The organism is Pantoea sp. X-Soil-TKNS-1279, assembly GCF_059730565.1.
Genome location: NZ_AP035948.1, coordinates 3,859,031 through 3,872,521, shown reverse-complemented (window position 1 = coordinate 3,872,521; position 13,491 = coordinate 3,859,031). Strand labels below are relative to the sequence as shown.

Genomic DNA, 13,491 nt, shown 5'->3' with positions numbered 1-13,491 from the left:
GTAAATACAATAAATGGAGTAGAGACATGGCGTGGAATCAGCCCGGTAATAACGGACAGGACCGCGACCCGTGGGGAAGCAGCAATAATCAAGGCGGCAACTCTGGGGGAAACAAAGGAGGTCGCGATCAGGGACCACCTGATCTGGATGATATCTTCCGTAAACTGAGTAAAAAACTCGGTGGACTGGGCGGTGGCAAACAGAGTGACAACAACGGCCAGCGCAGCGGTGGTAGCGGTGGCAAATTGGTTGGCATCGTTGCCGCTGCGGCAGTGATCATCTGGGCGGCCAGCGGGTTCTACACTATTAAAGAAGCGGAGCGCGGCGTCGTCACCCGTTTCGGTAAATTCAGCCATCTGGTTGAGCCTGGTCTCAACTGGAAACCTACTTTTATCGACCATGTCCAAGCCGTCAACGTGGAGGCGGTGCGTGAACTCGCCGCTTCTGGCGTGATGCTGACGTCGGATGAAAACGTGGTGCGCGTGGAAATGAACGTGCAGTATCGCGTGACCGATCCGGAGCGTTATCTGTTTGCCGTGACCAGTGCTGACGATAGCCTGCGCCAGGCAACTGACAGCGCGCTGCGTGGCGTGATTGGTCGTTCCACTATGGATCGTATCCTGACGGAAGGCCGTACCGTGGTGCGTAGCGATACCCAGCGTGAAATAGACGAAACCATCCGTCCATACAACATGGGTATCACGCTGCTCGATGTGAACTTCCAGGCGGCACGTCCACCGGAAGAGGTGAAAGCTTCATTTGATGATGCGATTGCCGCGCGTGAAAACCGCGAGCAGTACGTACGTGAAGCAGAAGCTTATGCTAACGAAGTACAGCCGCGCGCGAATGGTCAGGCACAGCGTATCCTTGAAGAGGCGCGCGCTTACAAAGAGAGTACCGTGCTGGAAGCGCAGGGTGAAGTGGCGCGTTTTGCTCGCATGTTGCCGGAATATAAAGCCGCTCCGCAAATCACCCGAGAGCGTCTCTACATCGAAAGCATGGAACGCGTGCTCAGCCATACCCGCAAAGTGCTGGTTAACGATCGAGGCAACAACCTGATGGTCCTGCCGCTGGATCAGCTGATGCGTGGCGCTCAGGCAGCCCCAGGCCAGCCTGGCCAGAAAAATACCGATTTGATGAAGCTGCCGCCGGTTTCAGATAGCAGCGCCAGCAATAGCGACACTTCATCGTACAGTCCGAGCAGCATCATGGATCAGCGTCGCGCTAATGCGCTGCGTAACGATACCCAGCGTATGGGGAGGGAATAATCGATGCGTAAGCCAATTATCGCCGTAATTATCGTAGTGCTGGTGGTGCTTTACGCGTCACTGTTCGTGGTACAGGAAGGCCAGCGCGGTATCGTGTTGCGTTTCGGCAAGGTTCTGCGTGACAGCGAAAACAAACCGCTGGTGTACGCGCCGGGTCTGCATTTCAAGATCCCGTTTATTGAAACCGTGAAATCGCTGGACGCACGTATTCAGACGATGGACAACCAGGCAGATCGTTTTGTCACCAAAGAGAAAAAAGATCTGATTGTTGATTCCTACATCAAATGGCGTATCAGCGATTTCAGCCGTTACTACCTGGCAACGGGTGGTGGTGACGTTTCGCAGGCGGAAGTGCTGCTGAAACGTAAATTCAGCGACCGTCTGCGTTCTGAAATGGGACGTCTGGACGTGAAAGACATCGTGACTGACTCCCGTGGTCGTTTGACCACTGATGTTCGCGATGCGCTGAACACCGGTAGCGCGGGCAACGATGACGAAGTTCAGACGCCAGCGGCCGACGACGCGATAGCCAACGCGGCAGCACGCGTGGAGCGTGAAACCAACAGCAATGAACCGGCACCGAACCCGAACAGTATGGCGGCGCTGGGTATTGAGGTGGTCGACGTACGCATTAAGCAGATCAACCTTCCGACAGAAGTGTCTGATGCTATTTACAACCGTATGCGCGCTGAGCGTGAAGCGGTTGCGCGTAGTCAGCGTTCACAAGGCCAGGAAGAGGCGGAAAAATTGCGTGCTCAGGCGGATTATCAGGTAACCCGTACGCTGGCTGAAGCGCAGCGTCAGGCGTTGATCACCCGCGGTGAAGGGGATGCTGAAGCGGCGAAACTGTTTGCTGATGCATTCAGTCAGGATCCGGATTTCTACGCCTTTATCCGCAGTCTGCGTGCTTACGAGAACAGCTTTGCGGATAATCAGGATATTCTGGTTTTAAGCCCGGATAGCGATTTCTTCCGTTATATGAAGGCCCCCTCTAACGCCACGCGTTAATAACTGATATAAATTTAAGGCCGACAATGATGTCGGCCTTTTTTTTGGGGAAAGAATGATGAACACAACCATCTGGATGGCACTGGCTTTGGTGCTGGTTCTGGAAGGGCTGGGTCCGATGTTTTTACCGCGTATCTGGCGGCGTATGATTCTGGCAATGGCACAGATGCCGGATCGTTTGTTACATCGGTTTGGTGGTGGACTGGTGGTTGCTGGTGTGGTGATTTATTACATGGTTAGCGTCCATGCGAGCTAAAAATGCGCGTTCTGACTGAGCGGCATTGTGTCTCGCAGTCAATTTTCCCCCAAGATGTTGTATCGATCAAAACTCAGGCAAAAAACCACGCAATCGTATGCTAAAAGAGCTGAAAGTGAGAAAATCAGGTGGTAGAATCCATTTTTAAGCAATCGGTGATTTTGAAAAAATGGGTAAGAACGTCGTCGTACTGGGCACCCAATGGGGTGACGAAGGTAAAGGTAAGATCGTAGACCTTCTCACAGAGCGCGCGAAATACGTCGTGCGCTATCAAGGTGGTCACAATGCGGGCCACACGCTTGTCATCAACGGTGAAAAAACCGTCCTCCACTTAATTCCATCTGGCATTCTGCGTGATAACGTAACCAGCATCATTGGTAACGGCGTTGTTCTGTCGCCTGAAGCGCTGATGAAAGAGATGAAAGGCCTTGAGGAACGCGGTGTACCGGTACGTGAACGTCTGCTGCTGTCTGAAGCTTGCCCGTTAATTCTGCAATACCATGTTGCAATGGATAAAGCGCGTGAAACTGCGCGCGGTGCCAAAGCTATCGGTACTACCGGTCGTGGTATCGGCCCGGCGTATGAAGATAAAGTTGCACGCCGTGGTCTGCGCGTTGGCGACCTTTTCAACAAAGAAACCTTCGCCGCTAAGCTGAAAGAAGTGGTTGATTACTACAACTTCCAGTTGGTGCACTACTACAAAGAAGAAGCCGTTGATTACGACAAAGTGCTGAATGATGTGATGGCAGTTGCCGACATCCTGACCAGCATGGTGGTTGACGTGTCTGAACTGCTGGATACTGCGCGTCAGCGTGGCGATCTGATCATGTTCGAAGGTGCCCAGGGCACGTTGCTGGACATCGACCACGGTACTTATCCCTACGTGACTTCATCGAACACCACCGCAGGTGGCGTGGCAACTGGCTCAGGTATTGGTCCGCGTTATGTGGATTATGTGCTGGGTATCGTGAAAGCTTACTCAACGCGTGTGGGTGCAGGTCCGTTCCCGACTGAGCTGTTTGAGGAAACGGGTGAATTCCTGTGCCAGAAAGGTCACGAGTACGGTGCCACTACCGGTCGCCGTCGTCGTACCGGCTGGCTCGATGCGGTTGCTGTACGTCGTGCTGTACAGATCAACTCATTGTCAGGTTTCTGCATGACCAAACTGGACGTGCTGGATGGCCTGAAAGAAGTGAAAATTTGTGTGGCTTATCGCATGCCAGATGGTCGCGAAGTCACCACTACGCCGCTGGCTGCTGAAGGCTGGGAAGGTATTGAGCCGATTTACGAATCAATGCCGGGCTGGAGTGAAAACACCTTTGGCGTGAAAACGCTGGAAGGTCTGCCGCAAGCCGCGCGTGATTACATTAAACGTGTGGAAGAGGTAACCGGTGTGCCGATAGATATTATTTCTACTGGCCCTGACCGTGAAGAAACGATGATTTTGCGCCATCCATTCGACGCATAATCCCCTCAGGCCGGACTCTGTCCGGCCTCTGCTTATCTGCTCTTTGACTCCGCTCACACCATTTTTTCTTGCAAATATCGATAGTTGCCTGAAAAAAACGCACCGGCCTTCACACACTGGTTTATCATCATAATTAAACACCACGCCCGCTGGCGCATAACAATAACATCTGATGATTTACTGAGGTAAATGTGCAGCTTACAAGTTTTACTGATTATGGTCTGCGCGCTCTGATTTACATGGCGACGTTGCCGGAAGGCAGACAGACCAACATTACCGAAGTGACCGATACCTACGGGGTGTCGCGTAATCACATGGTCAAAATCATCAACCAACTCAGTCGGGCCGGGTTTGTGGCCGCAACGCGCGGTAAAAACGGCGGAATTCGTTTAGGCATGGACCCGGAAAAAATTGTCATTGGCGACGTTGTAAGAAAAATGGAGCCATTACAATTGGTTAATTGTAGTGAATGTTCGATTACGCCAGCCTGTCGCTTGCGTAAAGCCTTGAACGATGCGGTCCTGTTATTTCTGAAAGAACTGGATAACTACACCCTGGCCGATCTCGTCAAAGGTAACGACCCTTTGTACCAAATTTTATTGTCCGAACCGCCGGTGGCAATCCATCAAAAATGACATCGGAGGAACCGTAATGTCAAAAGACCCTTTTCAGGACAGAGAAGCTGAAAAATATGAAAACCCGATTCCAAGTCGGGAATTTATCCTCGCGCTACTAGAAAAGCGTGAAAAACCTGCCAACCGCGAGGACATCGCGCAGGAACTTAACATCACCAGCGAGGAGCAGCTGGAAGCGTTGCGTCGTCGTCTGCGTGCGATGGAACGCGATGGTCAACTGGTATTTACCCGTCGTCAATGTTACGCCCTGCCAGAACGTCTCGATCTGCTACGCGGTAAAGTCATTGGCCACCGTGATGGCTATGGTTTCCTGCGTGTGGAAGGACAGAAAGATGATTTCTATCTCTCCGCAGAGCAGTTGAAATTGTGTCTGCACGGCGACGTGATTCTGGCACAACCTGGCGGTGCGGATCGTAAAGGCCGCCGCGAGGCACGCGTGGTGCGGGTACTGGAACCGCGCAACAGCCAGATTGTTGGTCGTTACTTTACCGATGCCGGCACGGGGTTTGTGGTGCCGGACGACAGCCGCCTGAGCTTTGATATCCTGATCCCGCAGGACCAGACGCTGAATGCGCGTATGGGATCCGTGGTAGTGGTGGAGATCACCCAGCGCCCAACACGTCGTACCAAAGCATTGGGTAAAGTCACCGAAGTGCTCGGTGACAACATGGGAACCGGTCTGGCCGTTGATATGGCGCTGCGTACCCATGAAATCCCCCATGTTTGGCCGGAAGCGGTAGAAAAGCAGATCGCTCAACTGAAAGAAGAAGTACCAGAAGCGGCGAAGAAAGGCCGTGTCGATTTGCGCCAACTGCCGTTAGTCACCATTGATGGTGAAGATGCACGCGATTTCGACGATGCGGTCTACTGCGAGAAAAAACGTGGTGGCGGCTGGCGCTTATGGGTAGCGATTGCCGATGTCAGCTATTACGTGCGTCCGGGCACAGCGCTGGACAACGAAGCGCACCAGCGCGGCACGTCGGTCTATTTCCCGTCCCAGGTTGTCCCGATGCTGCCGGAAGTGCTGTCGAATGGTCTGTGCTCACTGAATCCGCAGGTCGATCGCCTGTGTATGGTGTGTGAAATGACCATCTCCGCCAGCGGTAAACTCACCGGTTACAAACACTATGAAGCGGTGATGAATTCACACGCACGTCTGACCTACACCAAAGTGTGGAACATTCTGCAAGGTAACCCGGAGCTGCGTGAGCAATATGCTCCGCTGGTGAAGCATCTTGAAGAGTTGCATCGGATGTACCAGGTGCTGGAAAAGGCGCGTGAACAGCGTGGCGGCATCTCGTTTGAAACCGAAGAAGCCAAATTTATCTTCAACGCCGATCGCCGCATTGAACGTGTCGAGCGCACGGTCCGTAACGATGCGCACAAGCTGATTGAAGAGTGCATGATCCTCGCTAACATCGCTTCAGCGCGCTTTGTTGAGAAGAACGAAGAACCCGCGTTGTTCCGCGATCACGATCGTCCCAGTGATGACAGCATCACCAGTTTCCGTACCGTGCTCAACGAACTGGGTCTGAGCCTGCCGGGTGGCAGCAAACCGCAGCCGATCGATTATGCCGAGTTGCTGACGCAAATCGCCGATCGACCGGACGCGGAAATGCTGCAAACCATGCTGCTGCGTTCGATGAAACAAGCGGTGTACGACCCGGAAAACCGCGGCCACTTTGGCCTCGCGCTGGCGTCGTATGCACACTTTACTTCGCCGATTCGCCGCTACCCGGATCTGCTGCTGCATCGCGCTATCAAGTATCTGCTGGCGAAAGAGCAGGGTGAAGAGAAGGGCAATACCACGGCTACCGGCGGTTATCACTACGACATGCAGCAGATGCTGCAACTCGGTCAGCACTGCTCGATGACTGAGCGCCGTGCTGACGAAGCCACCCGTGACGTCGCCGACTGGCTGAAATGCGACTTTATGCAGGATCAGGTGGGTAACGTCTTTAACGGTGTGATCTCCAGCGTGACCGGTTTTGGTTTCTTCGTGCGCCTCAACGATTTGTTTATCGATGGTCTGGTGCATGTGTCATCGCTGGATAATGATTACTATCGTTTCGATCCGGTGGGCCAACGCCTGATCGGCGAGTCCGGCGGACGTACTTATCGTCTCGGTGACGCGGTAGAAGTACGGGTTGAAGCGGTGCATATGGATGAACGCAAAATCGACTTCGCGCTGATTTCCAGCAAGCGTGTGCCGCGTGGTGAGGGCAAAACCGTCCGTGAGCGCGAGAAGCGTGGCGGCAAGCCTCCGGCGAAGCGTCGCCGTGACGCCGGTAAAAGCGTGAATTTCGAGCCGGATGAGGCTTTCCGCAGTGGCAAGAAAAAACCGGCCAAATCGAAAAGCGAGAAAAAAAGCAAAAAAGTCTCCGAAAAAACCCGTAAAATCGCCGCCGCCACAAAAGCGAAGCGTGCGGCGAAGAAGAAAACCAGCGAAGCCTGATGCCATAAAGTTCCGGCACATTTCGTAGCGGTGCGATTTAGCGCGCAGATTTTACAAAGCGCGCAATGAATTGCGCCGCTACTGTTCGACATCCAACCTTGAGCTAAGTAATGAGTGAAATAATTTTTGGTATCCATGCCGTGCAGGCGTTGCTGGAGCGTGACCCCCAGCGTTTTCAGGAAGTCTTTATCCTCAAAGGCCGTGACGATCGTCGCCTGCAACCGCTGATCGCTGCATTGGAAGCTCAGGGAATTGCCGTGCAAGTCGCGAACCGCCAGTGGCTCGATAGTCAGGCAGAAGGCGGGGTACATCAGGGTATCGTGGCGCGCGTGAAGCCGGGTAAAAATTATCAGGAAGGGGATCTCCCGGATCTGCTGGAATCCATCGAGAATCCGTTCCTGTTGATCCTTGATGGTGTTACCGATCCGCATAACCTCGGTGCCTGCCTGCGCAGTGCCGATGCGGCTGGTGTGCACGCGGTGATCGTGCCAAAAGATCGCTCGGCGCAACTGAATGCGACGGCGAAGAAAGTGGCTTGTGGCGCCGCAGAAAACGTCCCGTTGATTCGTGTCACCAACCTGGCGCGCACCATGCGTCTGCTCCAGGAATATCAGGTCTGGATCGTCGGTACCGCCGGTGAAGCCGATCATACGTTGTATCAGAGCAAGCTGCCGGCGTCCCTGGCGCTGGTGATGGGGGCGGAAGGTGAGGGCATGCGCCGTCTGACCCGTGAACATTGCGATGAACTGATCAGCATTCCGATGGCGGGCAGCGTCTCCTCACTCAACGTCTCGGTAGCCACCGGCATTTGCCTGTTTGAGGCCGTACGCCAACGTCAGGCGTGATCCCCGCCGCAAATTAGTTTCTGTGCCAGGCATAACTGCGCGTCGTCCTCATACTTAGTGTGACGGGTAAGCGCGAGGAGCCGTTATGACCTGGACCACTCACAACGTTTTCAATCAACCTCAGCCACTGAGCAACAGCAACCTGTTCACCCGCGATCTGCCGTTATGCGAAGCTGTCGCGCGTGAAGGTGCCAGCTGGGATCGAGAGTGGCTGGCCTCTGTGGGCCTGCAACTCGGCAGTGCCGAATCACTGGAACTGGGGCGACTGGCCAATGCCCAGCCACCGGAATTGGTGCGCTATGACGCGCGCGGCGAACGACTGGATGAGGTGCGTTTTCATCCTGCCTGGCATCTGTTGATGCAGGGATTATGCGCCAGCCGCCTGCATAATCTGAGCTGGCAACCCGATGTACAACCCAATGCGATGGTCGCGCGCGCCGCGCGTTTTATTTTGCACGCGCAGGTAGAAGCGGGCTCTCTTTGTCCGGTGACCATGACCCATGCCGCCATCCCGCTGCTGCAAAACCATCTACCTGAGCCCTACGCCGACTGGCGCGATGCGTTACTGAGCGACCGTTATGATGCGCATCATCAACCCGGTAATAAAAAGCGCGGTTTGCTGATTGGCATGGGGATGACCGAGAAGCAGGGCGGCACTGATGTGCTCAGCAACAGCACACGCGCGGAGCCGCTGGGAGGGCGTGGGCCAGGTGAGGTTTATCGTATCGTCGGGCATAAATGGTTTTTCTCGGTGCCGCAAAGCGATGCGCACCTGATCCTGGCACAGACCGCGGGTGGCCTGAGCTGCTTTTTCCTGCCGCGCCTGTTACCGGATGGCGAGCGTAACGCCATTCGGCTTGAACGTTTGAAAGACAAACTCGGCAACCGTTCCAATGCCAGCTGCGAAGTGGAATTCCAGGACGCCATCGGCTGGTTAATGGGCGAAGAGGGCGAAGGCATCCGTCTGATTCTGAAGATGGGAGGAATGACGCGTTTCGATTGCGCGCTTGGCAGTCACGGGCTGATGCGTCGCGCCTTCTCCATCGCCCTGCATCATGCGCAACAACGCCAGGTGATGGGCAAAAATCTCAGCGATCAGCCCCTGATGCGCACGGTGCTGGCACAGCAGGCGCTCCAGCTAGAGGGACAAACAGCCCTGCTGCTGCGTCTGGCTCGTGCCTGGTCAACCCCGGTCAGCGAGCATGAGCGCCTCTATGCGCGGCTGTTCACCCCCGCAGCCAAGTATGTTATTTGCCAGGCCGGGATACCCTTTGTGGCCGAAGCTATGGAGGTGCTCGGCGGCATTGGTTATTGCGAAGAAAGCGAACTGCCACGCCTGTATCGTGAGATGCCGGTCAACAGCATCTGGGAAGGCTCCGGCAATGTGATGTGCCTGGATGTGCTACGGGTTCTGAACCGGCAATCCGATATGCTGGCGATGATCAGTGATGAACTGGAGACAGTCAAAGGCTGCAACCGTCATTTCGACCGTCGCTGGCGGCAACTGCGTTTGCGTCTCGGCAATGTGCAGGAGGGGCAAGCGCGCGCGGTCACGACGGAACTGTTGCAACTGGCCACGGCGGCCATCCTGCTCAAAGTGGCTGAACCGCCACTGGCCGATGGCTGGTGTCAGCAGTTTCTCGATACGCGCGGGCAGCGGCCATTAAGCCACGATCTTAACTCGCGGTTACTGCTGCGAGCCTGTTCCGGTTGAGGGGCCATAAAGGATGGCGGTGGCGTACCAGAAACCGGGCAAAACCGTCTCATCCAGCATCAAAACCTGATAATACGTCGCACCCAACTGATTCGCTCTGGCGGCGATAGCGCGCTGGGCATCATCCGGCGAGCCGCGCACCTGAGCGCTGATGGTACCGAGTTTGGGCAGGCCGTAGCTCTGCGCTCGATTAATTTCCTGAGCATGTGTGGTGGGTGGCGGTGGCGCTTTGGGAGTTGGCGTCAGTGCCGAGCAGCCGCTCAACAGCAGGCTGAAGGCCAGAAATAACGAAACGCGCATGGTAGCTCCGGTTCAGGGAAGATGGCTCAAGTGTATGCCATCTTCCCCTGCCGCATTATGACTTGAGATGAAAAATACTCACCAGCTGGGTCAGATGATGGCCCTGCTGACTCAGGCTTTGGGCGGTGGCCTCAGATTCAGTCACCAGATCGCTGTTCTGATGGGTAGCCTGGCTGATGTGGTTCATCGCCAGATTCACCTGACCAATGCCTGCGGCCTGTTCCTGTGCGGCAACATTGATCTCACCCATCAGGGCTTTTACCTGCGTGATATGTTCCACAATGTGTTGCATGGCATCACGCGTCTGCTCAGACAGGGCATGACCTTCCGTTACCTTACTGATGGAGCTGGTGATCAGTCCGTCAATCTCTTTGGCTGCCTGGGCGCTGCGCTGCGCCAGTGCGCGAACTTCCGCCGCCACCACGGCAAAGCCTTTACCATGCTCACCGGCTCGTGCCGCTTCTACCGCCGCATTCAGTGCCAGGATATTGGTCTGGAACGCGATAGATTCAATCACATGGGTGATATCAGCGATGCTTTGCGAGGCGACGCGTATTTCGGTCATGGTACTGACCGAACGTGATACGGTTTTGCCACCCTGGGACACGGTCTGGTCAGTCTCACCCACCAATACCAGCGCCTGGCGCACGTTGGCCGCAGTTTGCGCTACGGTTGCGCCAAACTGTTCCATGCTGGCGGAGGTTTGTTCCACGCTGCTGGCCTGGCGACCAATCTGTTCGCTGATGTTCTGGCTGCTGACGGCAATATTGTCGGTGCCCTGGCTGATCTGCTGTGCAGTCTGGCGCACCTGACCGACGATCTGCTCCAGGCCATCACCAATGCCGTTAATCGCCGCCACTAACTGGCCAATTTCATCATGGCGAGTCGAGTCGAGATGCGCCTGGAGATTCCCTGCCGCATACTCCTCGGCTAAATGGATCACCTGATGAAGCGGGCGGGTGATGGCCCGGCGGCTGTACCACATAAAGCCGATGGCAAAGGCAATCACCAACGCCAGACCTATAGCGATAAACAGGTTACGGCTTTGGGTAATCGGAGCCAGCAGGCTGGCCTGGCTGACTTCCCCGGCAATAATCCAGTTCCAGCCCGGCAACTGCTGCCAGGCCAGAAGTTTGGTTTCACCGTCCAGCGGAATGGCGACCAGACCTTTTGGCTCGCTCAGCAATTGTTGCTGTGTCGCCGCACTCCACAGCGGCAATTTGCCTTCGCGCTGGCTATCAAACAGATATTGTCCCTGAGTGGCACCAGCTGCACCGTTCAGCACAAAGAAGCGCCCGCTGTCGCCGAGATGGCGGGCCAGCACTTTTTCGCGCATCAGCGCATACTGTTTATCGATTTGTACCCCGACGAACAGGATGCCGATCACCGCACCGCTGTCATCGGTGACGGGCTGATATTGCGTGATGTAACGGTGACCAAACAAGGTAGCCAGGCCACGATAAACGTTGCCCTGATTGACGTTACGCCAGGCGGCGCTGCTGCGGTCCAGTCGGGTACCGATCGCACGGTTGCCGTCTTCCTTCTTCAGCGACGTTGCGATACGGACATAATCATCACCGTCACGCACGAAAACAGTCGACACGGCACCGGTACGATCGAGGAAATCATCCACCGCAATCTGGTCAAGGTTGAGGGTTTTCAGCCCGGCACGCAGGGTCGGCGTGCTGATGTCACCCACCTGGATGCGGGCGCTTTCATCGCGACTAAAGCGCTTCGGCAGAAAACTCTGAAACAATCGGGTGTAATTCGCCACCTCGGCAGAGAGGGTGGTATTAAACATGGTGGCCATCTCGCTGATGCCCTGCACCTGATTTTGCATATCGTCAGTCGCCAGTTGCTCCAGCTGGCGAGCTGCGTTGTGGCTCAGGGTCAGGGTGAGGGTCAGCAGTACCACGGCTACGCTTAAAGACGTCAGTACAGACAGCTTGATGCCGAGACCCATTGTGCTGAGAGAGAGACGCTTCATAAAGTACCTATGTTGATGTGGATGAAGGGATACAAGATCAACGGCAAATTGGGCAAAAGGTTTAGGGTGGAAATTACTCGCACAAAAATGTGAAGTGACTCGCGTTTTGAAGTGCAGGGTTTACACTTGAGCAGGTGATAATCATTCTCAACGGAGGCGACATGATTGAACTGGCAACGGAAACGCTGGCAGGAATCCAGTGTATCCATGCGGCACCCGCGGGACAGCGCCAGGCGCGTTTACCGACCGTGCTGTTTTATCATGGCTTCACCTCGTCGAAAGAGGTGTACAGCTACTTTGCGGTTGCCCTGGCACAGGCGGGGTTTCGTGTGGTGATGCCGGATGCGGATATGCATGGTGCGCGTTATAACGGCGATACCGAAACCCGCATGACACATTTCTGGGAGATTCTCAGACAAAACATCGACGAAGTGCCGCTATTGGAAGCGGCACTGCGGGAAAAAGACTGGATTGCGGAAGAACGCTTTGCTGTGGCAGGGGCGTCAATGGGCGGGATGACGGCGCTGGGGGCAATGGCACGTTATCCGCAGATCCACAGCGTCGCCTGTATGATGGGGTCGGGTTACTTTATGCAACTGAGCCATACGCTGTTTCCACCGCTGGTGGCGCGCACGCCGGAGCAAAAAGAAACTTTTGCCGCACGTCTGGCACCGCTGGCCCCTTATGATCCTGGCCAGCACCTCGAAAAACTGGCGAACCGACCTCTGTTGTTATGGCATGGCGAAGCTGATGAAGTGGTGCCGTTTGCCGAAACGGTGCGGCTGGAGAAGGCATTACGTGAAGCGCAACTCGACGGCAAGTTAACCTCTCTGTCGGAGAAGCAGATTGGGCACAAAATCACCCCTTCAGCGTTGTGCGCGCTGGTGAGTTTTTTCAAACATCATCTGTGAAATGAATTCGGGCTGGCAATCCACCGCCAGCCCGTTACGACACACCGGACTACAATTGAGACGATAACCGTTCAGCCGCGCTGCTATTGGCGCCGGTGTGGTTATCACTGGGTGCGCCCAGCCGGTTGACGTAGACAGGGCCTGATGCCGCTTGGCTGCTGTTGCTTCGCATCTGCTGCGCATAATCAGTAGTGCTGGCAACCGCGGGAGTAGACAGGAAGAGACCCAGTAAAGCAGCGATAACGAAAGTTTTCATAATCGACTCCTCACTACAGGGAATTCACTCTCAGACGCCGACGACAAGCCGAACCGTTGCGCCCATAAATAGTTTAGTTCTTCACCCAATTGCTGCCAGCCAGGCCTGTTGAACCTGTTGTTCAGCCTTTTTGTCGTCACACCGCTTAACCCACTGAATTGTCATCGTTAGCACAAAATGACGCCTTACCTGGCACGTAGCACGCCATTTGATGAATTGTGCGCTTGAGTTTAGCGGGCAACGTCAGTATGATTACGCGTCAATTTTTCAGCTGCATTCAGAGGTGTGTTTCATTTATCGGATGAATCACAACCTATAACGTTCCTTGCTTCCGTGGGCCGCAGCTGACCCTGACAGGAGGCTGAATAATCCGTAAGGAGCAATTTCG

The 13,491-nt window shown here is 55.0% G+C and carries 12 protein-coding genes; 9 read left to right on the top strand and 3 right to left on the bottom strand.

Going from position 1 to position 13,491, the window contains the following annotated elements:
• Nucleotides 1-26: 26 nt before the first annotated feature.
• The 8 genes from hflK to AC6I8N_RS18005 all read left to right on the top strand — a co-directional run bounded on the left by hflK (nt 27) and on the right by AC6I8N_RS18005 (nt 9,649).
• The gene (hflK, locus tag AC6I8N_RS18040) at nt 27-1,268 is read left to right on the top strand and encodes an FtsH protease activity modulator HflK (RefSeq protein ID WP_497829644.1); all 1,242 of its coding nucleotides are present in this window, start codon (nt 27-29) and stop codon (nt 1,266-1,268) included.
• A gap of 3 nt (nt 1,269-1,271) precedes the next feature.
• Nucleotides 1,272-2,276, top strand: a complete 1,005-nt coding sequence (gene hflC, locus AC6I8N_RS18035; protein WP_021183573.1) for a protease modulator HflC — start codon at nt 1,272-1,274, stop codon at nt 2,274-2,276.
• Nucleotides 2,277-2,334: 58 nt separating this feature from the next.
• The gene (locus AC6I8N_RS18030) at nt 2,335-2,532 is read left to right on the top strand and encodes a DUF2065 domain-containing protein (RefSeq protein ID WP_013510694.1); all 198 of its coding nucleotides are present in this window, start codon (nt 2,335-2,337) and stop codon (nt 2,530-2,532) included.
• Nucleotides 2,533-2,701: 169 nt separating this feature from the next.
• Nucleotides 2,702-4,000 (top strand): adenylosuccinate synthase, encoded by a 1,299-nt coding sequence (locus tag AC6I8N_RS18025; RefSeq protein ID WP_208724262.1) that lies wholly within the window; start codon nt 2,702-2,704, stop codon nt 3,998-4,000.
• A gap of 191 nt (nt 4,001-4,191) precedes the next feature.
• A complete protein-coding gene (nsrR, locus tag AC6I8N_RS18020) occupies nt 4,192-4,635 on the top strand; it encodes a nitric oxide-sensing transcriptional repressor NsrR (RefSeq protein WP_497829643.1) in 444 nt (147 codons plus the stop codon).
• Nucleotides 4,636-4,651: 16 nt separating this feature from the next.
• Nucleotides 4,652-7,090, top strand: coding sequence for a ribonuclease R (gene rnr / locus AC6I8N_RS18015; protein ID WP_497829642.1), 2,439 nt, complete (start codon nt 4,652-4,654; stop codon nt 7,088-7,090).
• Between the two features lie 110 nt (nt 7,091-7,200).
• Nucleotides 7,201-7,935: a 23S rRNA (guanosine(2251)-2'-O)-methyltransferase RlmB gene (rlmB, locus tag AC6I8N_RS18010; protein WP_208724261.1), complete on the top strand. Its 735-nt coding sequence runs from the start codon at nt 7,201-7,203 to the stop codon at nt 7,933-7,935.
• An 85-nt stretch (nt 7,936-8,020) separates the two neighbouring features.
• The gene (locus AC6I8N_RS18005) at nt 8,021-9,649 is read left to right on the top strand and encodes an isovaleryl-CoA dehydrogenase (RefSeq protein WP_497829641.1); all 1,629 of its coding nucleotides are present in this window, start codon (nt 8,021-8,023) and stop codon (nt 9,647-9,649) included.
• Here the strand turns inward: AC6I8N_RS18005 and bsmA are convergent.
• Nucleotides 9,623-9,949 carry a biofilm peroxide resistance protein BsmA gene (bsmA, locus tag AC6I8N_RS18000; protein ID WP_021183566.1) on the bottom strand — a complete coding sequence of 109 codons (327 nt, stop codon included), beginning with the start codon at nt 9,947-9,949 and terminating at the stop codon, nt 9,623-9,625. The two genes, AC6I8N_RS18005 and bsmA, sit on opposite strands and share 27 nt — an antisense overlap.
• Nucleotides 9,950-10,004: 55 nt before the next feature.
• Nucleotides 10,005-11,936 carry a methyl-accepting chemotaxis protein gene (locus AC6I8N_RS17995; RefSeq protein WP_497829640.1) on the bottom strand — a complete coding sequence of 644 codons (1,932 nt, stop codon included), beginning with the start codon at nt 11,934-11,936 and terminating at the stop codon, nt 10,005-10,007.
• Between the two features lie 161 nt (nt 11,937-12,097).
• Between AC6I8N_RS17995 and yjfP the strand changes: the two genes are divergently transcribed.
• Nucleotides 12,098-12,847: an esterase gene (yjfP, locus tag AC6I8N_RS17990; protein ID WP_497829639.1), complete on the top strand. Its 750-nt coding sequence runs from the start codon at nt 12,098-12,100 to the stop codon at nt 12,845-12,847.
• 49 nt (nt 12,848-12,896) lie between these two features.
• On the opposite strand, the gene AC6I8N_RS17985 is transcribed toward yjfP, so the two are convergent.
• On the bottom strand, nt 12,897-13,103 hold the full coding sequence (locus tag AC6I8N_RS17985; protein ID WP_021183563.1) for a hypothetical protein: 207 nt from the start codon (nt 13,101-13,103) through the stop codon (nt 12,897-12,899).
• Nucleotides 13,104-13,491 lie beyond the last annotated feature (388 nt).